The sequence below is a fragment of the Microbacterium sp. UFMG61 genome (genome assembly GCF_015354505.1).
In the GTDB taxonomy this organism is placed as follows: Bacteria; Actinomycetota; Actinomycetes; order Actinomycetales; family Microbacteriaceae; genus Microbacterium.
In genome coordinates this window covers 1-21930 of sequence record NZ_JACAFP010000019.1, presented here as the reverse complement: position 1 = coordinate 21930, position 21930 = coordinate 1, and the positions used below count along the sequence as shown (strand labels likewise).

General features: G+C 71.0%; 24 protein-coding genes. 11 read left to right on the top strand and 13 right to left on the bottom strand.

Annotated elements, in window-relative coordinates; all coding sequences use genetic code 11:
* Positions 1-90: 90 nt before the first annotated feature.
* Both IXW21_RS17125 and IXW21_RS18610 read right to left on the bottom strand, forming a co-directional pair.
* A complete protein-coding gene (locus IXW21_RS17125; protein ID WP_194765446.1) occupies positions 91-2706 on the bottom strand; it encodes a DUF4073 domain-containing protein in 2616 nt (871 codons plus the stop codon).
* 155 nt (positions 2707-2861) lie between these two features.
* Complete coding sequence (locus tag IXW21_RS18610; RefSeq protein WP_323742297.1) at positions 2862-3653, bottom strand: GntR family transcriptional regulator; 792 nt, start codon at positions 3651-3653, stop codon at positions 2862-2864.
* Between the two features lie 239 nt (positions 3654-3892).
* Between IXW21_RS18610 and IXW21_RS17115 the strand changes: the two genes are divergently transcribed.
* From IXW21_RS17115 to IXW21_RS17090, 6 genes are all read left to right on the top strand, one after another.
* Complete coding sequence (locus IXW21_RS17115) at positions 3893-4594, top strand: HAD family hydrolase (protein WP_194765445.1); 702 nt, start codon at positions 3893-3895, stop codon at positions 4592-4594.
* Positions 4595-4603: 9 nt separating this feature from the next.
* Positions 4604-5374, top strand: coding sequence for an EI24 domain-containing protein (locus IXW21_RS17110; RefSeq protein WP_194765444.1), 771 nt, complete (start codon positions 4604-4606; stop codon positions 5372-5374).
* A complete protein-coding gene (locus IXW21_RS17105; protein WP_194765443.1) occupies positions 5374-6147 on the top strand; it encodes an Fpg/Nei family DNA glycosylase in 774 nt (257 codons plus the stop codon). Before IXW21_RS17110 ends, IXW21_RS17105 begins: the two co-directional genes overlap by 1 nt.
* 93 nt (positions 6148-6240) lie before the next feature.
* Positions 6241-6648: a DapH/DapD/GlmU-related protein gene (locus tag IXW21_RS17100; protein WP_194765442.1), complete on the top strand. Its 408-nt coding sequence runs from the start codon at positions 6241-6243 to the stop codon at positions 6646-6648.
* 55 nt (positions 6649-6703) lie between these two features.
* Complete coding sequence (locus IXW21_RS17095) at positions 6704-7465, top strand: LysR substrate-binding domain-containing protein (RefSeq protein ID WP_194765441.1); 762 nt, start codon at positions 6704-6706, stop codon at positions 7463-7465.
* Positions 7466-7484: 19 nt separating this feature from the next.
* Positions 7485-8204: a glutamine amidotransferase-related protein gene (locus IXW21_RS17090; protein ID WP_194765440.1), complete on the top strand. Its 720-nt coding sequence runs from the start codon at positions 7485-7487 to the stop codon at positions 8202-8204.
* A gap of 49 nt (positions 8205-8253) precedes the next feature.
* Here IXW21_RS17090 and IXW21_RS17085 read toward each other — a convergent pair whose 3' ends face one another.
* On the bottom strand, positions 8254-8733 hold the full coding sequence (locus IXW21_RS17085) for a glutaminase (RefSeq protein ID WP_228528707.1): 480 nt from the start codon (positions 8731-8733) through the stop codon (positions 8254-8256).
* Positions 8734-8810: 77 nt separating this feature from the next.
* Here IXW21_RS17085 and purU point away from each other — a divergent pair, with 77 nt between their 5' ends.
* Positions 8811-9662: a formyltetrahydrofolate deformylase gene (purU, locus tag IXW21_RS17080; RefSeq protein ID WP_194765439.1), complete on the top strand. Its 852-nt coding sequence runs from the start codon at positions 8811-8813 to the stop codon at positions 9660-9662.
* On the opposite strand, the gene IXW21_RS17075 is transcribed toward purU, so the two are convergent.
* Positions 9659-10705 carry an NAD(P)H-dependent flavin oxidoreductase gene (locus IXW21_RS17075; RefSeq protein ID WP_194765438.1) on the bottom strand — a complete coding sequence of 349 codons (1047 nt, stop codon included), beginning with the start codon at positions 10703-10705 and terminating at the stop codon, positions 9659-9661. The two genes, purU and IXW21_RS17075, sit on opposite strands and share 4 nt — an antisense overlap.
* A 54-nt stretch (positions 10706-10759) precedes the next feature.
* Here IXW21_RS17075 and IXW21_RS17070 point away from each other — a divergent pair, with 54 nt between their 5' ends.
* Positions 10760-11032 carry a DUF6412 domain-containing protein gene (locus tag IXW21_RS17070; protein WP_194765437.1) on the top strand — a complete coding sequence of 91 codons (273 nt, stop codon included), beginning with the start codon at positions 10760-10762 and terminating at the stop codon, positions 11030-11032.
* A gap of 60 nt (positions 11033-11092) precedes the next feature.
* Positions 11093-11914 (top strand): YidC/Oxa1 family membrane protein insertase, encoded by an 822-nt coding sequence (locus IXW21_RS17065; RefSeq protein WP_194765436.1) that lies wholly within the window; start codon positions 11093-11095, stop codon positions 11912-11914.
* On the opposite strand, the gene IXW21_RS17060 is transcribed toward IXW21_RS17065, so the two are convergent.
* From IXW21_RS17060 to IXW21_RS17045, 4 genes are all read right to left on the bottom strand, one after another.
* Entirely contained in the window at positions 11844-12461 is a 618-nt protein-coding gene (locus IXW21_RS17060; protein WP_194765435.1) for a GNAT family N-acetyltransferase, read from the bottom strand. The genes IXW21_RS17065 and IXW21_RS17060 overlap by 71 nt on opposite strands.
* Before the next feature lie 17 nt (positions 12462-12478).
* Complete coding sequence (locus IXW21_RS17055; RefSeq protein WP_194765434.1) at positions 12479-13456, bottom strand: EamA family transporter; 978 nt, start codon at positions 13454-13456, stop codon at positions 12479-12481.
* A gap of 90 nt (positions 13457-13546) precedes the next feature.
* Positions 13547-14431, bottom strand: coding sequence for an SDR family oxidoreductase (locus tag IXW21_RS17050; protein WP_194765433.1), 885 nt, complete (start codon positions 14429-14431; stop codon positions 13547-13549).
* Positions 14432-14480: 49 nt separating this feature from the next.
* A complete protein-coding gene (locus tag IXW21_RS17045) occupies positions 14481-14840 on the bottom strand; it encodes an ATP-dependent DNA ligase (protein ID WP_194765432.1) in 360 nt (119 codons plus the stop codon).
* A gap of 187 nt (positions 14841-15027) precedes the next feature.
* Between IXW21_RS17045 and IXW21_RS17040 the strand changes: the two genes are divergently transcribed.
* A complete protein-coding gene (locus IXW21_RS17040) occupies positions 15028-15564 on the top strand; it encodes an FHA domain-containing protein (protein ID WP_228528706.1) in 537 nt (178 codons plus the stop codon).
* Positions 15561-16124, top strand: coding sequence for a CinA family protein (locus IXW21_RS17035; RefSeq protein ID WP_323742296.1), 564 nt, complete (start codon positions 15561-15563; stop codon positions 16122-16124). Before IXW21_RS17040 ends, IXW21_RS17035 begins: the two co-directional genes overlap by 4 nt.
* Before the next feature lie 75 nt (positions 16125-16199).
* Here the strand turns inward: IXW21_RS17035 and IXW21_RS17030 are convergent, their stop codons facing one another.
* The 5 genes from IXW21_RS17030 to phnC are packed head-to-tail and all read right to left on the bottom strand — an operon-like array spanning position 16200 to position 21830.
* Entirely contained in the window at positions 16200-17288 is a 1089-nt protein-coding gene (locus tag IXW21_RS17030; protein WP_194765431.1) for an alcohol dehydrogenase catalytic domain-containing protein, read from the bottom strand.
* Positions 17289-17300: 12 nt separating this feature from the next.
* Positions 17301-18056, bottom strand: a complete 756-nt coding sequence (locus tag IXW21_RS17025) for an HAD family hydrolase (protein WP_194765430.1) — start codon at positions 18054-18056, stop codon at positions 17301-17303.
* Complete coding sequence (locus tag IXW21_RS17020; protein WP_228528705.1) at positions 18053-19219, bottom strand: TIGR03364 family FAD-dependent oxidoreductase; 1167 nt, start codon at positions 19217-19219, stop codon at positions 18053-18055. Before IXW21_RS17020 ends, IXW21_RS17025 begins: the two co-directional genes overlap by 4 nt.
* On the bottom strand, positions 19216-20958 hold the full coding sequence (phnE, locus tag IXW21_RS17015) for a phosphonate ABC transporter, permease protein PhnE (RefSeq protein WP_194765429.1): 1743 nt from the start codon (positions 20956-20958) through the stop codon (positions 19216-19218). Before phnE ends, IXW21_RS17020 begins: the two co-directional genes overlap by 4 nt.
* Complete coding sequence (gene phnC / locus IXW21_RS17010) at positions 20955-21830, bottom strand: phosphonate ABC transporter ATP-binding protein (protein ID WP_194765428.1); 876 nt, start codon at positions 21828-21830, stop codon at positions 20955-20957. Before phnC ends, phnE begins: the two co-directional genes overlap by 4 nt.
* Positions 21831-21930 lie beyond the last annotated feature (100 nt).

The window sequence follows — 21930 nt, the reverse complement described above, 5'->3', positions numbered from 1 at the left end:
CCCACGCAGTGAAGGAGATCTCACGCACCGAAGGAGGGAATCCGGGATACGGTCCTTCGCTGCGCGAGATCTCTTCCTCAGCGGATGCGGTCAGGACCTCCGCGCGCGGATCCGACGCAGCGCGACCAAGCCGCCGCCGAGCGCGATCATGCCCAGCGCCACGATCCAGCCGACGCCCGGGTCTGCACCGGTCGCCGCGAGATCGGTGCGCTCAGGATCCACCGCCGGGTCGTCAGAGGCACCGCCCTGACCGACGCCGGCTCCCTCGCCATCCGCCCCGCCTTCCGCACCAGCCCCGGCACCGCCGTCAGCACCAGCACCAGCATCAGCTCCGCCGTCAGCACCAGCACCCGCGCCACCATCCGCACCGGCACCGCCATCCGCACCAGCACCAGCACCGCCGTCAGCACCAGTACCCGCGCCACCATCCGCACCGGTACCCGCGCCACCATCCGCACCAGCACCGCCATCAGCACCGCCATCCGCACCGGCACCCGGCGTCTCATCCACGAGCACGAGCCCGTCGATGGCCGACCGCAGCGCGGCGGCCATCGCGTCGACCTCGGCCTGGTCCGCGGCGGTCAGGTCTCGCTCGACGGCAGCGATCGCAGCGTTCAGCGTCTCGACGGTCTCGGGCGTGAAGCGGTCGAGGTCAGCCGGCACGCGCCGCAGCTCGGCGTCGACGGCGCTGTAGTCAGCGGGCCGGTCTTCGGCAGGAATGACATCGGCCGCGTACGGCGCGAGCGGATTGCGGATCGTCACCTCACGGATCTGCCGGTCGGTGAAGAAGTCGTACGCCTTCACCACGAGACGGTCGCCGTACGACTCGACGACGAGTCCGTTGTTCACGTCGCCGATGGTCACCTCGCTGATGCCGTCGGTGTTCTCGCCGCGGGCATCCCAGCCGACGTGCATGGCCACGGTGTTGACGGCCCAGAAGCCGTCGGGGTGGCCGTCTGCCGTGCGCCGCTGCACCGCCCAGTCGCCGAGCGACGCCGGGTAGTGCGTGTGACCGCTGAAGACGACCGCGTTCGGGTAGTTGCCGAGGATGCTCGTCAGGCGATCGTTCATCAGGTGGTGGTCGTGGTACCAGGGGATCCACGAGGCCGAGACGGTGTCGCCGAGCGGGAAGTGCGTGTTGACGATCACCTGCGAACCCTGGGCCGTCCAGTAGGCGAGGCGCTCCTCGAGGAACTCGATCTGCTCGTCGGTCATCGCGACGTCGGAGGGACCGCTGATCTCCTGGCCGATGGTGATCACGGGCACGTCCCCGCCGTCACCGCTCAGCACGTACTCGCCGTAGGCCGTGTCGCGGTCGGCGAAGGCGAGGAAGCGCTCGAAGTTGGCCGCGAAGCCGCCGCTCGCGTATCGCTCGTGGTTGCCGATCGACGCGACCGTGGTGTCGGGGCGGATGCCGACGGTGTTGTCCATGACCTCGTAGATCTCGTTCCACTCGGTGTCGGTGCCCGAGTTGACCAGGTCTCCGACGATCAGCAGACCGGCAGGGTCGGGCGCGAGGGTGCTCAGGTCGTTCAGACCGTGTTCGAAGTCGTGGGGGTGTCCCTGGATGTCGGACACCGTCCACAGCCGGGTCGGCGTCTCATCGGCGATGAGCTCGCCCTGGTGCACCGCGACCGAGTCGATCGCCCAGTACCGCGACCCCTCGCCCGAGGCGTCGAGCTGCCACTGGAAGCGCACCTGCGTGGCATCGGCCGGCACGTCGACGGCGATGTCCTGCATGTAGTTGAGCTGCAGGGGGTCGTAGTCGTCCACGACGGACGCCGAGTCGAGGCGCAGCACCTCGGTCCACTCCCCTCCGTCGAAGCTCACCCGCACCGCGCCGGTCTGCTGGGCCGCGCCACGGTAGTGGCTGTCGAACGACAGCCGCAGCGAGCGCAGGAACTCGACGTCGACGGGGGCGCTGGTGAGCGTCGACGAGAACGGGGCGGCGGCGCCGTACTGCTGAGCGTCGGCCACGACGAAGCCGGCGAGCGGACGCGCGAACCGGGCGCGCATCTCGTCGATGTCCGCGGTCCACTCGGCCCGCGTCGTCGACACCCAGCCGCGATACTCGGCGCGTCCGGCATCCGCATCCGCATCCGCTGCGTCCTCCGCAGACCCCGCCTCCGCCCCGGCCGTTTCGACAGACCATCCCGCGGGCAGACCCTCATCGAAGCCCTCGCGCACGAGGACTCCGTCGGTGTCGATGCCCGTGCTGATCGGATCGATGTCGACGGATGCCTCCGGGTCACCGGGCGTCAGCTCCGCCGCACCCGCGGTCACCGTGACCGTCTGGCTGTCGGCGAGCGGCTCATAGCCGTCCTTCGCCAGGAACCACACCGTGTAGGTGCCCGGGGCGCTGGGCGCGGCGATCGAGACGGTGCCGGATGCCTCGGGCGCGTATGCCCACGACGCCGAGAGGTGACCCTCGCCTCCCGGGACCTCGCCGTCGCGGTAGAAGCCGATCCAGTTCTTCGGGTCGGCCGCGTCGGTCTCGTAGACGATGTCGACGGTGACTCCGGCGGCGAGCTCGGCGCCCGGGAGCGAGAACGACGACCCGGCGACGGCGCTCACGTCACCGGCGACCGGCGCCGCGTCGGCGACCTGAGCGCTCGCGGTGATCGGCGCGGCCAGCAGGGCCGCGGTCAGCGCGACGCCGGCGACGGCTGCGCCCCGCGAGCGGGTGAGGGGGCGAGAGGGATGCATGGGGTGTCGTCCTTCCGAGAGACGAGGGGGTGGATGCCTCGACGATCGACGCCGAGACCCAACCCCGAGTGCACGGAAGGTGAACGACAGGCCAAGGATGCCGCCGTCCGCCGCATCCGCATGGACGTGTGCGCACACGAGTCCAGCGACGGAGATCATCCCGCCTGTCGCGTCAGCTCTGACTGTCGCGTCAGCTCTGACTGTCGCATGAGCTCGGTGCCCTGCAGCGATGCCTGCACCTGGAACGACATGGTGTCGGCGAGATAGCGGTCGTCGCCGGCTTCGATCGCGCTGCCGTCCGCTGCGTAGCTCACCCTGTTCACCCGCAGCAGTGGACTCGACCTGCGCACCTCGAGCAGTCGGGCGTCGTCACTCGACGCGGCGATCGCGTCGATCGAGTGCTCGCCATGCACCATGCGCACGCCGTGACGCTGCTCGAGGGCACCGACCACCGAGGGCTCGTCGGAAGGAAGGTCTTCGATGAAGCCCGCGATCCACGGCGGGTAGACCGTGCGCTCGAGCATCACCGTGCGCCCGTTGAGCTGACGCAGCCGCACGACCTCGAGCACGTCTCCGGAGCGCGTTCCGCCCCGGAGCCTCCGCACCTCGACGGCCGTGGGCGGGCGGTGCCGCTGCGAGACGACGAGCCCGCCCGGCTCCATTCCGCGGCTCCACGCCCACTGCGCGAACGAGCGCAGCTCCGAGAACCGCTGGCTCTGCAGCGTCGTGCGCACGAGCCAGCCCGATCCGCGCCTGGGAGCGATGGCGCCCTGTCGGGCGAGCAGCACGAGCGCGTTCCGCACGGTGCCGCGCGAGACCTCGTAGGTGCGGGCGAGCTGATCCTCGGCAGGCAGCATGCCCGCGGCGTCGAATCGCCCCGCGGCGATCTGCGTCGACAGGTCGCTCGCGATCTCCCGATACCGGTGCACGACGGACTCCCCTCTCACGGCGCGCTCGATCGAGGCGGTCCCGGGGCGCGATCCGCCGTCAGCGTACCTGCGGCGATCACGCTCCGCGCACCCCGATCACGCCGTCACTGCACACGTGCACGCACCTGTCCATCGGGTTTCCCCGGGCGTCTCCCTTCCGTTCAGCCGTTGTTCGCCCGTCGTCCGCCCGACGTCCTCGTGCGAGCGACGGGATGGACGGAGCGATCCACCCGGATCGTGGCGGCGAGAGGATCCCCATGCACGACGACGCTCCCGCCTGGGCGGTGCTGAGCGACATGGACGGCACGCTTCTCGACACCGAGCGCACGTGGCTCCTGGTGATCGAGCGCTTCGTGATCGAGCGCACTCGCCGCCCGGAGCCCGCGACTTGCGAGCCCTCTGACATCGTCGCCGCCGCCGAGGGGCTCGACCTCGGCGCCGCAGCACGCCTGCTGCACACCCGCCTCAGCCTGACGGAATCGATCGGCGACGTCGCCGCCGAACTCGACCGACGCTCGCTCGACGCGTACGCGCACGATGTGTCGTGGCGGCCCGGTGCCGAGCTGTTGCTGCGCACCCTGAGCGCGGCAGAGGTGCCTGTGGCCCTCGTCACGTCGTCACCCCGACACTGGGTCGATCGCTTCGCGCAGGTCGTCGATCTGTCGTCCCTCCGGGTGAGGGTGACGGCCGATGACGCGACCCGCCTCAAGCCCGCGCCCGACCCCTATCTGCAGGCGGCCGCCGCGCTCGGCCTGCCCGCCCGACGCTGCGTCGCACTCGAGGATTCGTTCGTGGGCGCCACCGCGGCAGTCGATGCCGGATGCGCCACGGTCGTCGTCGGGGGATCAGCTCTGGCGGTGCCACCGGGCGCGCACCCGGTGCGCTCGATGCTCGATCTCGACGTGCAGATGCTGCGCGATCTCGTTCTTCACGCGACGTCTCCCCCGGCGGCCTCCTAGGCTGAAGTCATGATCGGCGAGTTCTTCGAGGGAGTCCGCACCCTGCTGCGCGGGTTCGGGACCTGGCGCAGGCGTCCCGGACTCATGGCGCTCGGTCTGGTTCCCGCCCTGATCGCGGCGGCGCTCCTGATCGCGGTTCTCGTGCCCCTCGCGCTCTCGCTCGGCCTGATCTCCGACGCGATCACACCGTTCGCCGATCGCTGGCTCGAGCCGTGGCGGTCGCTGTTCCGCGGGGCGGTGAGCCTGGTCGTGCTCGTCGCGGCTCTCGCGCTCGCGAGTGCGGTGTTCAGCGCGCTCGCCCTCGCGATCGGCGACCCGTTCTACCAGCGCATCTGGCATGCGGTCGAGAAGGATCTCGGAGACGCGCCCGATTCCGAGGGCGGCGGGTTCTGGACCGCGCTCGGCGAAGGCATCCGTCTCGTGCTCCTCGGTCTGCTGGTCGCGATCGTCGTGCTGCTGGTCGGACTCATCCCCCTGGTGGGCGGTGTGCTCGGCGCGGTGCTCGGCGTCACGCTCTCGGGCCGACTGCTCGCTCGAGAGCTCACCGGACGCTCGTTCGATGCCCGCGATCTGTCGCCCGCCGACCGTGCCACGCTGTTCCGCGGCAGCCGCGCCCGGGTCCTCGGGTTCGGTGTCGCGACGCAGCTGTGCTTCCTCATCCCCGGCGGCGCGGTCGCGGTGATGCCCGCGGCCGTCGCGGGCTCGACCCTGCTCGCTCGCAGCATGCTGCAGCGCACACCGCTCCGCGCGATCGCCGCAGAGCATCCGGGACCCGTCTGATGCCCGAGGGCGACACCGTCTTCCGCACGGCGCGGCGCCTCGACGAGGCGGTCGTCGGGTCAGTGGTCACGCGCTTCGACCTGCGCGTGCCGCGCTTCGCGACGGTCGATCTGACCGGGCAGCCGATCATCGCATCGATCCCGCGCGGCAAGCACCTGCTGCTGCGCATCGGCGACAGCACACTGCATTCCCATCTGCGTATGGACGGGGCATGGCTGACGTATCGGTCGGGCGAGAAGTGGCGGCACCCTGCCTTCAAGGTCCGCGCGATCGTCGGCACGGCCGAACGCGATGCGGTCGGCATCGACCTCGCCGAGATCGAGATCGTGCCCACGCGCGACGAGGACGAGCTGGTGGGCCACCTGGGCCCCGACCCCCTCGGTCCCGAGTGGGACGCCGCCGAAGCCGCCCGTCGTCTGAGCGCCGACACCCGTGCGATCCACGTCGCACTCCTCGATCAGCGCAATGTGGCCGGCTTCGGCAACGAGTACGCCGCGGAGCTGCTGTTCCTCCGCGGCGTCCTGCCCACGACGCCGACGCCCGAGGTCGACGTCGTGGCGCTGCTCGCCCTGGGCGTGCGCACGATCCGTGCGAACCGCGACCGCCGCCATCGCACCTTCACCGGTGTCGACCGGCCGGGGCAGGGCACCTGGGTCTACGGCCGTTCGGGGCGGCCGTGCCGCCGCTGCGGCACCCTCATCCGTCGCGGCGAACTGGGCGCGGATCCCACGCGCGAGCGCATCACGTTCTGGTGTCCCGTCTGCCAGAAATGACCCGATTCCATGCTCGGGAATGAATCGAGCAGTCCCGTGGTTATTGATATATCCGAACAGGTTCGGAACAGGTTCGGAACACGGGGAGGAATCGTGGGTAAGAACTACATCGACATCGAGAACGACCAGGGCGCCACGCTGCGGTATCGCAAGCACGCCAACGGTCGCGGTCTCGTCGCGCACGGCGCGAAGGTCCATCCCAAGGCGCACGTCGAAGCAGGCGCGTACGTCGAACCCGGCGCACGAGTCGGCGCCGGCGCGACCGTGGCACGCGGTGCCTGGATCGAACCGGATGCCGTGATCGGCGAAGGTGCGCACATCGATGCGCACGCGCACATCGGTCAGGGAGCAGCTGTGGGCGACAACGCTCACGTCGGAGTCCGCACCGAGGTCGGAGCCGGCGCCCGCATCGTGCGCGGTGCACGCATCGGCGACGACGAGACGGTCGCGGCCGGACTCACCGTCGCCACCGATCGCCGCGGTCTCTGGCTCGCAGCCTGAGCCGACGGCCCCGGATCGGCCCGGCGGGCGCACCCCCGCCGGGTACTCTGGCCTGATGGCGAAGCAGCAGCGACGATCCTCGCGCCCGACCGGACCGGTGCGGCGCAGCAAGGCCGCGCCCGCTCAGCGCTTTCCGCCGCCCAAGCCGCCGAAGAAGACCGCCAAGGTCGCTTTCGACGCCCCCGCACCCGAATCCGAGGAGCCGCGTTCCTTCCGGCTCGGCGCAGTCCCCGGCGCGACCCCCGGCCGATGGATCGACGCCTGGAAGCAGCGCATGCCTCACGTGCCGCTCGAGCTCGTGCCGATCGCGGTGGCGACGCAGTATCAGTCGCTGACCACGGTCGACGCCGCCCTCGTGCGGCTGCCCCTCGATGACCGCGCACTGGCGGCCGCCGGCCTCAGCAGTGATGCGGTGCACGTCATCCCCCTGTACGACGAGCTTCCCGTCGTGGTCGCCTCGATCGAGTCGCATCTGCTCGCGGCCGACGAACTCACGCGGGCCGACCTCGCGGGCGAGGTCGTCGTGACGCTCTCCGACGACGCACTCGTACCCTTCGAGGTGCGCGGCTCCGTGGCCCCCGCCTTCGCCGCGCTGTCGACCGACGACGCGATCACGACCGCCGCGACCGGCGTGGGCATCGTGATCGTGCCGATGTCGCTCGCTCGTCTGCACCACCGCAAGGACGTCGACCACCGCGTGCTGGCCGACGGGCCGACCTCGACCGTCGCGCTCGCGTGGCCGCGAGAGCGCACCACGCCCGACGTCGAGACGTTCGTCGGCATCGTGCGCGGACGCACGGCGAACTCCTCGCGCTGACGCTCGTTAGACTCTCGTGGTGGTCTCGCTTCTCTACGTCTGCGTGCGTCCCGAACTCGGGGCGGCAGACGCCGAGCACGCCTCGTTCCGTCGGGCGCTCGGCGTCGACGTCGTCGACCGTCTCGACCTGCTGACCGAGCGCCTCGATCCTGCACGCCTCGCCCGCTACCGCGGTGTGGTGGTGGGCGGTTCTCCGTTCAACGTGACCGACGCCGCGAAGACCCCCGTGCAGCATCGCGTCGAGAGCGACCTCGAGCAGATCGCTCGGAGCGCGATCGCGGGCGAGATCGCCGCGTTCTTCACCTGCTTCAGCATCGGCGTGGTGACGCGGATGCTGGGGGGCGAGGTCAGCTCCGCCACCCCCGAGTCCGCGAGCGCCGCCGTGATCGAGACCACCGCCGCGGCCGTGGACGACCCGATCTTCGGTCCCAGCGCCCCCGCGCTCACCGTGTTCACGGCCCACAAGGAGAGCGCGGTCGCCGTGCCCGACGGCGCGGTGCTGCTCGCCACGAACGCGACCTGCCCGGTGCAGGCCTACCGCGTCGGCACCCACCTGTACACGGCGCAGTTCCACCCCGAGCCCACGCCCCGCGACTTCGCCGACCGCATGACCTACTACCGCACGACCGGGTACTTCGACCCCGAGGAGTTCGATCTCGTGCAGCGCCAGGTGCTCTCGGCATCCGTCACCGAGGGCGCGGCCCTGCTGCGCCGCTTCGCCCAGACGTTCGCGGCCTGAGCATCTGAGCGCCTGAGCGCGCCGGGAACCCGAGGGTCACCCGCCGCGATCAGCCGACCGCGTCGCGCAGGAGCTGCACCCGCTCGCGGAGATATGCCTCCAGCGGCATCCATCCTCCCGCGGTGCTCCACCGCACCGACGGCACGCCGTCGCGCACGGCCAGCGGGCCGGATGCTCCGCCGGCGTCGACCGCGTCGACGTCGATCACGCTCCAGCCGATGTGTGCGACCTCGCCCTCACCGAAGCCGCCGCGCAGCGCGAGTGCCCGGCGCGCGGCGCGCTCGCGGGCCGATTCCGCCGTGTATCCACGGCGCCCGGGGTCTGCCGCGCGCAGCACCTCGGCGGTCGCGAGTGTGTGATCGTCGGTCAGCAGCAGCACGCCGAGGTGCCAGGCCTCACCGACGCGCACGATCCGGTGCCCACGCCAGCGCGACTGCCGTTCTTCGCCCAGGCCCTCGCGAGGCGCACCCGCGAGCCCGGCCCGCGCGCTCGCGAGCAGCGCCGATGCGGTCGCCCCCTGCATGTCCATCCCTCCAGGGTAGGTGCGCGATTCGCTCGGCGGGCGCCCGGCACGGCAGAATCGATGCACACCCTCGAGGAGCCCCCATGTCTCAGCCCGACACCGCCCGTCTGCTCATCGCCTGCGACGACCAGCCCGGCATCGTCTCCGCCGTCGCCGGCGTGCTCGCCCAGCACGGTGCGAACATCATCTCGCTCGACCAGCACTCGACCGACTCCGAGGGCGGTCGGTTCTTCCAGCGCACCGTCATCCACCTGCCGGGGCTCTCCGCCGCACGTCCGGCACTCGAGGCCGACATCGCCGCGGTCGCCGAGCGATTCGGCATGGAGTGGTCGCTGCACGACACCGCCCGCCGCAAGCGCGTCGCGATCTTCGTCTCGAAGTACGACCACTGCCTGATGGAGCTGCTGTGGCGCACCCAGCGCGGCCAGCTCGACATCGACGTCACGATGGTCGTCTCGAACCACCCCGACCTCGCGGAGTCGGTGCGCTCGTTCGGGGTGCCGTTCGTGCATATCCCGTCCGGCGACAAGGAGGCGATGGAGCAGCGTCAGCTCGACCTGCTGCGGGGAAACGTCGACCTCGTGGTGCTCGCGCGGTACATGCAGATCCTCACCGACGACTTCATCGAGGGCGTCGGCGCCCCGATCATCAACATCCACCACTCGTTCCTCCCCGCCTTCATCGGCGCGAACCCGTACGCGCGTGCGAAGGACCGCGGGGTCAAGCTGATCGGCGCGACCGCGCACTATGCGACGGCCGACCTCGACGAGGGACCGATCATCGAGCAGGACGTCACCCGCGTCACCCACTCGGAGTCCGCCGCCGAGCTGCAGCGCCGCGGCGCCGACGTCGAGCGCCTCGTGCTGGCCCGCGCCGTGCAGTGGCACGCCGAGGACCGCGTGATCGTGCACGGTCGTTCGACCGTCATCCTCTAGACGCCGTCGGGCACTCCCGCCACCAACTCCGAGAACGCCTCTGCCGCGGTGGGGTAGGCGGCGAGCGGTGCGCCCTGCCCCATCCACAGCGACTGCAGCTCGCCGAGGTTCTGCGCGCCCGCCGCGGTGCGGAACTGCCCGGTGAGCCAGTTCTGCATCGGGAACGGCGCGATCGTGCCGCTCGCCTCGATCGCCCGCACGGCGCGGTTGCGGGCGCCCCGTGCGAGTCGACCGCTCATCGCGCGGGTCAGCACCGTGCCGTCGGCGGGCGTCGAGCGGATCGCGGCCCGGTGCGAGTCATTGGCCGCCGACTCGGCGGTGGCCAGGAAGGCCGTGCCGACCTGCACCGCCGAGGCGCCGAGCGCGAAGGCCGCGGCGACCCCGCGACGATCGGCGATGCCGCCCGCAGCGATCACCGGGACGTCGATCGCGTCGACCACCTGCGGCACGAGCGCGAACGTGCCGATGAGCGACTCCTCGGCGGGTCGCAGGAACGACACCCGGTGCCCTCCGGCTTCGAGCCCGGTCGCGACGACGGCATCGACCCCGGCGTCCGCGAGCGCCGCGGCCTCGGCCACGGTCGTGGCCGTGCCGATGACACGGATGCCACGGCGATGCGCCTCGTCGATGACGTCGTCAGAGGGGACTCCGAACACGACGCTGAGCACCGGCGGCGCGGACTCCCAGATCGCCTCGAGCTGTTCGTCGAGCGAGGGCATGTAACGCGCGGGCCGGGCGGGGACGTCGACTCCGACCGCGTCGTAGAAGGGCTCGAGCGCCTGCGCGAACACGGTGTGCTGGGCGTTCGGCTCGACCTCGTCGCCGGTGGGGATCCAGATGTTCACGGCGAACGGGCGCGCGGTCGCCTGTCGCAGCTCGGCGACGGTCGACCGGATGCGGTCACCGTCGTAGCCGTACAGACCGTATCCGCCGAGACCGCCGGCCTCGCTCACCGCGGCGGCCAGCGCCACGGACGAGAGCCCGCCGAACGGGCCGAGGACGATCGGATGCTCGATGCCGAGAAGCACACGCAGATCAGTCATGCTCCGAGATTACGCCCGCCCGACGGTGCTACCCTCGCGATGAGGGAGGCGCGCATGAGCGAGTGGTTCGGGCAGATGCTCGGCTTCGTCGCGTCCGCACTCGGCGTGATCGTCGTGCCCGATGCCGCCGCCCTCGGTGTCGCGATCGCGCTGATCGCCCTCACCACCCTGACGATCGCCGTGGCGCTGAGCCTCGTCCCTCCCCGAGGGGACACCGCCCCGCATCCGCTGCGGGCGATCGATGTCTCGACTCTGCTCGCACAGAGCGATCCGGATGCCGCAGGTCATCCGCGTCCTCGTGCGCCGGGAGTCGCCGTCGCCGCGTAGTCCGTCTCGTACGGGATCGCGCGGCTTCGCCGACCCTTCCCGACACACGAACGGACCTCCATGGACATCTTCGCCTTTCCCCCTCTCGCCGCCCTGCTCGATGCGGCCTACGGAGCCCTCGCCGGGCTCTCCTCGCTTCTCGAACCCCTCGCCGGGGCATCCGCTGCGGCCCTCGCCGTCATCCTCGTCACGCTCCTGGTGCGCGCGCTGCTGGTCCCCGTCGGCGTCTCCCAGGCGCGAGCGGAGCAGACCAGAGCGCGGCTCGCGCCGAAGCTGCGCGAGATCCAGCGCCGCCACAAGAAGAACCCCGAGCGCCTGCAGAAGGAGATGCTCGAGCTCTACCGCCGCGAGAACACCTCGCCGTTCGCCGGCATGCTGCCGGTGCTCGCGCAGGCGCCCATCGTCGGCCTGCTGTACACGCTGTTCCTGCGCCCCGAGATCGCCGGGCACCCGAACGACCTGCTCACGCACGACCTGTTCGGCGCCCCGCTCGGCACGAGCTTCGTGTCGGCGGTCTTCGGCGGCACGGCCTCGCCGGCGACGCTGCTGGTGTTCGGAGCGCTCGCGGTGATCATGCTCGTGGTCGCCGACATCAGCCGCCGGGTGTTCCGCCCGGCTCCGGTGCCGGAGGGCGCCGAGGACTCACCGCTCTCCTCCCCCGCGATGCTCCGGGTCGCGGGCGCGCTGCACTACCTGACCGTCGTGTTCGCCGCGTTCGTGCCGCTCGCGGCAGCGCTGTACCTGACCGTCACGGTCGTCTGGACGCTGGTGCAGCGGATGCTGCTGCGCCGACGCTATCCGCTGCCCGAGGTCACGCCGGCGAAGACCCTGGCGAAGACCCCGGCGAGGACGGAGCCGCTGCGCCGCGGGGGTCGTGGCTGAGCATGCCCATCAGGATGGCGTCGATCCAGGCGCCGTCCCAATGCAGCGCCTCGCGAGCGACCCCCTCGACCCGGAAGCCGATCTTCTCGTACGAGCGCTGTGCAGCGGGATTGAAACGGTAGACCTCCAGCGACACCCGGTGCAGCCCGACGACGTCGAACGCCCAGTCGATCACCGCCCGCCCGGCCTCCGTGCCGTATCCGCGACCACGGAGGGCCGGCGCCGCGAGCGCGATGCGGTAGTTCATCGACCGGTCGTCGTCGGCGAGGTCGTTGAGCACCACCTCGCCGACGTAGGTGCCGTCGTGCAGCAGGATCGCGTAGTCGGCCCGGTCGTCCGCTCCGGGCAGCCGGTCGAGATGCGTGCGCACCCGCTCGGTCGTGAAGTCGCCCCGAGTGCCGGTCAGGCGCATGGCATCGGCGTCGGCGAGCCCCGTCATGACCTCGGCGAGGTGCCCGGGACCGAGCTGCACAAGCCGCAGTCGAGGGGTCGCGAGATCGGGCTGTTCACGAAGGCGATCGGTGATCGATACGGGCGTGATCGACATGGGGTGTCCTTCGGTGGTCAGTCGGGCAGCGGAAGAGGGCCTGTGAACGGCCCGGGCTCGTCGTCGAAGCGGGGATGACGCCGGTCCGGATCAGCGCGATCCGATGCGGCGGAGTCGGCCTCCGCGCGCCGCTGCTGACGCCGCGCACCCAGGGTCGTTCCCACGCTGGCGGCGATCACGAGGGCGATCGCGAGCACTTTCAGCACCGTCGCGTCCTGCGCCAGGATGAGCCAGCCGGCGAGCGTCGCGAAGGCCGGCTCGAGGCTGAGCAGCACACCGAACACGCGCTGAGGCAGGCGTCGCAGCGCGGCCAGCTCGAAGCTGTACGGGATCACCGACGACAGCACCGCAGTGACCGCCGCCAGCCCGAGCAGCTGCATGTCGCCCGCCACGGTCGTCGCCGCGGGCACGCCGACCGGCAGCAGCACGATCGCCGCCACCACGAGCCCCACGGCCAGTCCGTCGGCACCCGGGATCAGCGCGCCGACGCGGGCGCTCATGCGGATGTACAGCGCCCAGAACCCTGCGGCGATGAGCGCGAACACGACACCGAGCGGGTCGAGTGCATCCGCTCCCGTGAGCCCGTCGACGCCGAGCAGCAGCATGCCGAGCAGCGCGACGCCGACCCACGCGGCGTCAGCGCGCCGCCGCGTGAGCGCCGCCGCCAGCACCAGCGGCCCGAGGAACTCGATCGCGACCGCGGGCCCCAGTGGGATGCGGTCGATCGCGGCGTAGAAGAACCCGTTCATCGCCGCGAGCGCGAGCCCGAAGAGCACGGCGGCGAGCCATTGCCCGCGGACCCACCGTCGAGGGTTCGGACGCACGATCACGAGCAGCAGCAGCGCTGCGATCGCGACCCGCAGCGACGTGACACCCCACGGCCCGAGAACAGGGAAGAGCTGAGCCGCGACCGCCGCTCCGAACGGCAGAGAGAGGCACGATCCGACGACCAGGGTCACGCCCACGAGAGCACGGGAGGACGCGGGCTTCTGCACCGCACCAGCCTACGCGGGCGGCCCCTGCCTGCGGAGGGCTCCGGTTCCCGCGCGCAGCATCCGCCCGACTGGAAGCGAGCCCGATGCGCGTCAGAGGTGCTTGCCCCCGGTGACGGCGATGACGGATCCGGAGGTGTACGACGATTCGGCCGACGCCAGGTAGACATAGGCCCCGGCGAGCTCGGCCGGTTGTCCGGCGCGACCGAGCGGAGTGTCCTGCCCGAACGTCTGCACCCGCTCGTCGCTCCAGCCGGTCGCGGGAATCAGCGGCGTCCAGATCGGACCGGGCGCCACAGCGTTGACCCGGACACCCCGTTCGCCTGCTTCTTCGGCGAGAGCCTTCACGAAAGCGACCTGCGCGGCCTTCGTCATCGCGTAGTCGATCAGTGCGGGTGAGGGCTGATATGCCTGCACGGAGGCCGTCACGATGATGCTCGCGCCCGAATCGAGCCGCGGATACGCGGCGCGTGCCGTGTACAGGAGTCCGAACAGGTTCGTTTCGAACACTCGGCGCAGGCGGTCCGTCTCGAGGTTCTCGAATCCGTCGATGTCGTGCTGATAGGCGGCGTTGAGCACGACGACGTCGAGTCCGCCGAGCGCATCCGCCGTCCGGGCGACGATGTCGGTGGCGAACGACTCGTCTCGCACGTCTCCGGCCAGGCCGAGCGCGGTGCGGCCCTCTGCCCGGATGAGAGCGAGTGTGTCGTCCGCATCCCCCTGCTCCTCAGGCATGTGCACGATCGCGACGTCGGCGCCTTCACGCGCGAAGGCGATGGCGACCGCCCTGCCGATGCCCGAATCGCCGCCGGTGATCAGTGCGCGGCGGCCCTGCAGACGCCCGCTGCCCACGTAGCTCTTCTCGCCGTGGTCCGGCTCGGGCCGCATGTCGTCCGTGAGTCCGGGTTGCGTCTGCTGCTGCCCGGGGAACTCCTGGTCGCGATGCTGCGTGCGGGGATCGGGAGTGATGTCGGTCATGATCTCAGGGTCGCTGAGACGACGCGTCGGTGACAGGGGGTTGACAGGGTCAGAGCGGCGGATTCGAGTCGAGAGACGCGTTCTCGGCCGCCGCTGCGGCCGCACCGTGCGTCTCACTCGGCTCGGGCACGACGTGCAGACCGCTCGGCGTGTTGGCTGTGAAGGCGAGCGCTTCGATCCACGCGCGGTTGATCGACGGCTGCCGGCTTCCGTAGTACTTGAAGACCAACGCGCTGCCGGGCTGGATCCACACGGTCGTGCGTCCTCCCCCGACGCTGGAGTCCTCGCGCCAGCTGAACGGGAACGGCTCGGCCCGCCGCAGCTTCGCGGTGATCACGAGCTGCAGGTGGGTGAGGGCGCGATCCTCGATCTCCGTCTTGACGTTGCCCTCGTAGATGAACTTTCCCATGCAGGCCTCCCTCTGCCTCCACACGATCGACCTGTGCTCCCCACCGGCACCTTCTGCCGGACCGACGGTCATCGGCGTAGCCCGATCATATGCGAGAGATACTCCGGAATGCTCGTCGGAAGTCAACCCCCTGACAGCGACCCCACCGACCCCCTAGCGTCGGTCATGACAGCGAGGAGGCCTGATCATGGCACGACACATCGACGATCGTCCCGACGAGGGATACACGCCCACCACGACCCACGCCGAGTTCGGCGCGGGCAACCCTCGGCTGCGTGTCACACGCGACGAGGAGCGGAGCGAATTCGCCCTCGAGGCGGAGGTCGTGCGCATCGGATCCGCTGCCGATCTCGAACTGCGCCTCGACGGCGCCGACCCCGTGCACGCGACGATTACGCACGACGAGCGCGACGAGTACGTGCTCGAGCTGCACGGCGAGGGCGAGATGAACACCAACCCGTCGGCTGACGCCACGCACCCCGGCGAGCGCACGCAGACTTTGCGCACCGGCGCCCGGTTCACGGTGGGCGCCTGGGAGCTGGTCTTCGCCCGCGACGAGTTCGCCGACCACGGCCGCCCCTTCGGCGGACGCCAGGGCGGGGAGTACTCCGACCAGCCGCTGCAGCCGGACCGCCCCGACTACTCGGACGAGGCCAGCGCGACGACCGACTCCCCGACACCCACCACGGATGAGGCGGGCTCGACGGACGAGAACGCCCGGTGACCGCTGACCGGCTGACGGAAGACCTGACGGAAGACGTCACCGAGGCCGAGGTGAACTCCGCGTCGTCGGTTCTCGAGAGGCTCGGCGAGGTGGCGCGTGAGCGCGGCCTGCGGGTCTGCGTCGTCGAGTCGCTCACCTCCGGTCGCTTCGCGAGCACCGTGGGAGCGGTCGAAGGTGCCGGCGACTGGTTCGCCGGCGGCGTCGTCGCCTACCGCCCCGACATCAAGGAACGGGTGCTGGGAGTGACCCCCGGCACCGATCCCGTGTCGGCGGTCTGCGCCGAACAGCTCGCCGACGGCGGCCGCCGTCTCTTCGACGCCGACCTGTGCGTCTCGACGACCGGCGTGGGCGGGCCCGATTCCGAAGGCGGTCACGAGGCCGGCACGGTCTACCTCGGCTGGGCCTCGAACGACGGCATCGGACATCGGATGCTCGCACTCACCGGTGACCCGCGGCAGGTGCTCGACGAGGCCGTCGAGATCGCCGCGAGGCTTCTCGCCTTCCACGCCGAGAGTCTGCACCCGGTGGGGCCACGCCGTGGAGACGCGCAGAAGGCCTGACTGAGGGGCCCGGGGCCCGCTCGGAGTCCTGACCGAGCGGGCTCCTCAGGGCTCCCCACCCGGCGCGCGCTGCGGTCACCGGCCGGGGACGAGTCCGATCCGCAACGGCGCGTCTGCGGCGGCTGCGGCGATCAGTGCCTCGTCGATCGCCGCGAGCTGGCGCACCTCGCCCACCGCATCCGCGAACGGATAGGCGCGTCCCCGACCGGCGAGGAAGGCCACGGCATCGGCGAGCTCGGTGCCGGTGTAGTTGTGCACCCCGCTCACCGTGACGAGCCGGCGCACGATGCTCTCGGCATCGAACGGCACAGGGTCAGCGGGGAAGACACTGCCGACGAGAACGACGGTCCCCCCGGTCGCGATGCCGGCGAGAGCGTCGGCGACCGCATGGCCCGAGGCCTCGATGACGATCTCGGGCTCGCGGTCGAGCGGTGCGGCGCCGAAGCGCGCCGCGAGTGCGACACGCTTCTGATTCGGGTCGAGCACCTCGACCGACGCTCCCCGTTCGACGGCGATCGCTGCCGCCGAGAGCCCCACGAGCCCCGCGCCGTGCACGCGCACCGAGGCACCGTCGAGGTCCTGATCACGCGCCGCTCGCGCGACCGCCGCCCAGGCCGTGGCCGTCGCACACGACGCCGGCGCGAGCACCGAGGCGGGCAGCGACTCGGGAACCCGCACGATCGCGGTGCCGGCGCGCACCTGCACATGGCTGCCGAACGCTCCCGTGAGGTCGCCGTTCGTGCCGACGCGGTCGTGGCCGTATTTGCCGAGGGAGCGGCACTTCTGCGTCAGACCCCGAGTGCACCGATCGCAGGTGCCGCACGAGACCGTCACCGACCAGACGACGCGGTCGCCGATGCGCAGCGGGCTGCCGTCGACGGCGTTCGCACCGCAGTCGCCGGTCGCGATCACCCGGCCGACGCTCTCGTGTCCGAGCACGAGCGGCACGGGTGCCGAACGACGACCCTGCACGGTGTGCACGTCGGATCCGCAGATGGTCGACATCTCCACAGCCACGAGCACATCGCCGTCGCCGAGGGCGACCCCGGGCACCGCGATCATCTCGTGCGGGTGCCCCTCGCCGATCCAGACCATGGCCGTGGCGGCGGGACGCAGTGCGACATCCCGGCGATGACCGGGTGGGCGCACGAGCATCGTTCCCATGATCTCCGCCGCTCAGCCGGCGACGGAGAGCGCGAGCAGGCCGCGCTCGGCGAGAGCGGAGCGCAGCCCGGTCACGTCGGCCAGCACGGCATCCGCTCCCGCGGCGGACAGAGCCTCGACGCCGTGGGCCCCCGTGAGGACCCCCGCGACGAAGCCGGCGCCCGCACGAAGGCCGGACTCGACGTCGCTGACGGTGTCTCCGGCGACCGCGACCGCCGCGACCGACGAGGTCTGGGTGCGCAGCAGCGCCGTGAGCACGAGGTCGGGAGCGGGGCGACCGCGTCCGGCGTCGACGGGCGAGAGCGCGAGATCGATGAGGCCGCGCCAGCCGAGTCCGTCGATCAGCGCATCGCGGGTCACCGGGGCGAACCCGGTCGTGAGCACGACGGTGAGGCCGGCATCCTTGAGTCCCTGGATCGCGTCTGCGGCGCCGGCGATCTCGGTGACGCCCTGCTCCTCGACGATCTCGGCGTAGGCGCCTTCGAATGCGGCGGTCGCACGCTCGGCTGCCACGCGGTCACCGCCGGCGAGGTGCGTGAAGACGTCGATCTTCGACTGCCCCATGGTCTCGCGCACGTAGGCGAGCGCCTGGTCCCAGGGCATCCGGTCGGCGACCCCGGTGCGTTCGGCGGCACGCTGGAACGCCTGCTCCACCACGCCGTCGTCGAGCACGGTGGTGCCCGCCATGTCGAGCACGACGAGTTCGGTGCGGATGATGTCGTCGGTGCGGATGGTGTCGTCGGTGCGGATGGTGTCGAAAACGGTCATGATGTTCCTTCCATTGCGGGTGCCCACCCGAAGGCGGCTGCGAGATTCTCTTCTGCGAGCCCCAGCCCCGTGGTCATTCCGATGCCCGTGGTCGCGGCGAGCACCAGCACCCCCTCATCGCCCCGTTCGACGAGGAAGTCCTGCGGCCCCTTGGCGTAGACGCCCTGCCAGCGCTCGAGCACGCGCGGCGCCGGCATCTCGAACAGCACCTGCGCCTCGGCGAGGAACGCCGCGAATGCGGCCTCGGGCTGGAAGGGCGCCGGAGCGATGGCCGTGGCGTGCGAGTCGCCGATGATGAGCGTGCCGTCGGGCAGCTGCGTGTACATCTGGTTGAGATCGAGCGCCGCGAGATCGGGGCGCTCGGTGTGCAGACGCTCACGCAGCACCGCCGCCGACGCGCTGTCGGCGAATCTGCCGTACCGCACCAGCGACCAGCCGGTCAGCAGCGGGGCAGGGAGCGGATGCTCGAGGGTCACCGCGGCGCGCATCATGTCGAGGGCGCAGCGCACGATGCCCACGCGTTCGGCGATCTCGGGCAGCAGCTGATCGATGTCGTGATTCACGGCGACGACGACGGCATCCGCGTCGATCGCGCCCCGCGTGGTCGACACACGACCCGCGGTCAGCGACGTCACGGCCGTGCGGAACCGGAACTCGACCCCGAGTGCGGCGAGGTGTCGCACGATCGCGGCCGGGGCGGTGCGCGGATCGGTCTGCAGGTCGGTCTCGATGTGCGCTCCGCCGAGCAGTCCCTCGGCGCGGAGCGGGGCGACACGCAGAAGTTCGTCGGCATCCAGCATCCGGATGCCACCGTCAGCCGCGGCTTCCTCGAGCACCGCGATCTCGTCGATCTGACGTGCGGCGACGAGCGTGCCCGATTCGCGCAGCCAGAATCCGGCATCGCGGGCGAGCCGCAGCCACAGCTCTCGCGAGACGTCGGCATAGCGGCGAGCCTCGCCCGCCTGGGCTCCGATGCAGAGGTGTCCGAAATTGCGGACGGTGGCACCGCTCGGTCCGTCGGTGCGGTCGACCACGATCACGCGCAGCCCACGGCGCACCGCTGCGTAGGCGGCGCCGAGGCCGACGATGCCCGAGCCGACGACGACGACGCCGGCGGTGTCCGCGATCCCGCTCATGCCTCCGGCCGCGCCCACGCCGCTCATCGGAACACCTTGCGCATCCACATCGCGAGCCCTTCGACGACCAGCACCGTGACGAGGATCATCAGCACGATCGCGGTGACCGTCTCGTAGCGCGAGCCCTGACTGGCGTTCAGCAGGTAGTAGCCGACGCCGCCGCCGCCGACGATGCCGAGGATCGTCGCCGCGCGGATGTTGGTGTCGAGCATGTAGAAGCTGTGGCCGATCAGCGCCTGCATCCCCTGCGGCACGGTGGCCGAGGTGTAGGTCTGCAGTCGCGTCGCGCCCACCGCGCGCAGCGCGCGCTCGGGGCCGCGGTCGACCTCTTCGAACGAATCGGCGATCAGCTTGCCCAGCAGGCCGATGCCGCCGATCGCGAGGGCGATGACACCCGCCTGCGCACCGAGCCCGGTGATCACGACGAGCACGATCGCGAGGATCAGCTCGGGGATGCCGCGGATGCCGACGAGCAGGAAACGCGCGGCGCCGCGGATGCCCGAGTTCGGGGACACGTTGCTCGCGGCAAGCGAGCCGAGCACCAGCGACGGCAGGAGCGTCAGCACGGTGGCCGCCAGCGCGATCGCGACCGTGTCGACCATCGCCGACACCATGGCCGAGGTGTCGTAGTTGCCGAACGACGGCGGCCAGAACCGGCCCGCGACCTCGGGCAGCTTGGCCCAGAAGGTGAAGAAGTCGCCCCAGTTGATCTGGCTCACCACGACGCTGCCGATCACGACCAGCACGGCGATCACGCCGCCGATCGTGTGGCGCACGCGTTCGGCGGTCCACGGGCGGTGCACGGCCGCCTGGGGGCTGGCGGCCCACGCGGGACGTTCGGCTGCCGAGGCCGCGGTCGCGTCGGCCTCGCGCAGACGCGGGTGGATGATGCGGTCGATCCACGAGCGGGTGTGCTTCTGGCGGCCGAGCATCGCGCCGCGCACCATGCTCGAGACGACCTCCATCGCGATGCACAGGAGGAAGATCACCAGCGCGATGCCGAGGCCCTTGCCGTAGTTGAGCGCCTTGAACGCATATGACATCTCGAGACCGAGACCCGCGACACCGACGTAGCCGAGCACGACGCTGCCGCGCAGATTGATGTCGTTGCGGTGCAGCACGGTGGCGACCCAGCTCGGCAGTACCTGGGGAAGGATGCCGGAGCTGAACTCCTGCATCTTCGAGCCGCCTGCGGCGCGGATCGCCAGACGCGGCCCTTCATCGATCTGCTCGATCGCGTCCGCGAACATCTTCGAGATCATGCCGATCGAGTGGATGCCAATGGCGAGGATGCCCGGGAGCGTGCCGAGCGAGAACATGAGCACGAACGCCATCGCGAGCACGACGTCGGGGAGTGCGCGGGTGAGGACGCCCACGAAGCGGGCCGCCGCGCGCCATCCGTTGCCCGGGGTGGTGTTCGACGCCGCCAGGTAGGCGATCGGCACGGACAGCACCGCGGCGAGAAGCGTGCCGACGAGCACGAGTCCGACGGTGAGGGCGATCAGCCAGGCGAGGTCGGCCGGCTCGGGAAAGGAGAGCCCTCCCACTCGTGCCACGAAGTTCTCGGCGTTGCCCCAGCTCTGCACCATCGCCGGGATCGAGATGCCCACCTCGTTCACGGCGAGCACGCCGAGCACGACGAGGGCGAGCACGGTCAGCGAGGCGGCGATCCGTTCCGGCGAGAGCGGACGCTTCGGCGCGCGATCGGCGACAGCGCCACCACGCGGATGGGTCGCGGCGCCTGCGGGAGAGTCGAGGAGTGTCACGAGACGCGAGCCCTGTCCTCGGCCAGCACGGCACCGTCGCCGTCGAGCGCGGCCGAGCCGTCGGTGAGCTCCATCGCGACCGCCTGGATCTCTGCCGTGGTCGTCGCGACGCGGCCGTAGATCTCCATGACCTCGGACTTGGTGAGGTCGGTGGTCGGGGTGTCGAGCACGACCTCGCCGTGGCGGAGCCCCACGATGCGGTCGGCCCACGAGATGGCGAGATCGACCTGGTGCAGGCTGCACACGACCGTGAGGCCCTCATCGGCGGCGATCTCGCGGATCAGCGCCATGACCTGGTCGCTGGATTCGGGGTCGAGCGAGGCGACGGGTTCGTCGGCGAGCAGGATGTCGGGCTTCTGCATGAGCGCGCGGGCGATCGCGACGCGCTGCTGCTGCCCGCCCGACAGGGTGTCGCTGCGCTGGTAGGCGCGGTCGAGCAGGCCGACGCGGTCGAGGTGCTCGAGGGCGCGGAGCTTGGCTGCCCGCGAGTAGCCCCAGAGCCCGAGGCGTGGGCCGGTGACCGACGACAGCGAGCCGGTGAGCACGTTCTCGAGCACGGTGAGCGAGGGCACGAGCTCGAACTGCTGGAAGATGAAGCCGACGCGGCTGCGCAGCGCACGAAGCGCCTTGCCGCGGAGGGCCGGGACCTGCTGGCCGAGCACCTCGACCGAGCCTGCGGTCGGGATCTCGAGGCCGTCGAGGTGGCGCAGCAGGGTGGACTTGCCGGAGCCCGAGAGGCCGAGGAGCACGACGATCTCGCCGCGTGCGACCTGCAGAGAGGCATCCTTCAGTGCGGTGGTCGACCCGAAGGTCTTGGTCACGCCGTCGAGGCGGATCAGGGCATCGGATGCCGCGGCGGTCGGGGTGCTCATGACGGACGTCTCCTGCGGTTGTCGGCGGGCCCTTCGACATGCTCAGGGACCCAGGGGCGGGGCGGCGGGCCCTTCGACAAGCTCAGGGACCCAGGGGCGG

Bases quoted from the DNA above. Each gene is read 5' to 3' on its own strand.
- IXW21_RS17125 (WP_194765446.1), bottom strand. From the start codon at position 2,706: ATGCATCCCTCTCGCCCCCTCACCCGCTCGCGGGGCGCAGCCGTCGCC.
- IXW21_RS17115 (WP_194765445.1), top strand. From the start codon at position 3,893: ATGCACGACGACGCTCCCGCCTGGGCGGTGCTGAGCGACATGGACGGC.
- IXW21_RS17110 (WP_194765444.1), top strand. From the start codon at position 4,604: ATGATCGGCGAGTTCTTCGAGGGAGTCCGCACCCTGCTGCGCGGGTTC.
- IXW21_RS17105 (WP_194765443.1), top strand. From the start codon at position 5,374: ATGCCCGAGGGCGACACCGTCTTCCGCACGGCGCGGCGCCTCGACGAG.
- IXW21_RS17095 (WP_194765441.1), top strand. From the start codon at position 6,704: ATGGCGAAGCAGCAGCGACGATCCTCGCGCCCGACCGGACCGGTGCGG.
- IXW21_RS17085 (WP_228528707.1), bottom strand. From the start codon at position 8,733: ATGGACATGCAGGGGGCGACCGCATCGGCGCTGCTCGCGAGCGCGCGG.
- purU (WP_194765439.1), top strand. From the start codon at position 8,811: ATGTCTCAGCCCGACACCGCCCGTCTGCTCATCGCCTGCGACGACCAG.
- IXW21_RS17075 (WP_194765438.1), bottom strand. From the start codon at position 10,705: ATGACTGATCTGCGTGTGCTTCTCGGCATCGAGCATCCGATCGTCCTC.
- IXW21_RS17070 (WP_194765437.1), top strand. From the start codon at position 10,760: ATGAGCGAGTGGTTCGGGCAGATGCTCGGCTTCGTCGCGTCCGCACTC.
- IXW21_RS17065 (WP_194765436.1), top strand. From the start codon at position 11,093: ATGGACATCTTCGCCTTTCCCCCTCTCGCCGCCCTGCTCGATGCGGCC.
- IXW21_RS17060 (WP_194765435.1), bottom strand. From the start codon at position 12,461: ATGTCGATCACGCCCGTATCGATCACCGATCGCCTTCGTGAACAGCCC.
- IXW21_RS17050 (WP_194765433.1), bottom strand. From the start codon at position 14,431: ATGACCGACATCACTCCCGATCCCCGCACGCAGCATCGCGACCAGGAG.
- IXW21_RS17045 (WP_194765432.1), bottom strand. From the start codon at position 14,840: ATGGGAAAGTTCATCTACGAGGGCAACGTCAAGACGGAGATCGAGGAT.
- IXW21_RS17040 (WP_228528706.1), top strand. From the start codon at position 15,028: ATGGCACGACACATCGACGATCGTCCCGACGAGGGATACACGCCCACC.
- IXW21_RS17030 (WP_194765431.1), bottom strand. From the start codon at position 17,288: ATGGGAACGATGCTCGTGCGCCCACCCGGTCATCGCCGGGATGTCGCA.
- IXW21_RS17025 (WP_194765430.1), bottom strand. From the start codon at position 18,056: ATGACCGTTTTCGACACCATCCGCACCGACGACACCATCCGCACCGAC.
- IXW21_RS17020 (WP_228528705.1), bottom strand. From the start codon at position 19,219: ATGAGCGGCGTGGGCGCGGCCGGAGGCATGAGCGGGATCGCGGACACC.
- phnC (WP_194765428.1), bottom strand. From the start codon at position 21,830: ATGAGCACCCCGACCGCCGCGGCATCCGATGCCCTGATCCGCCTCGAC.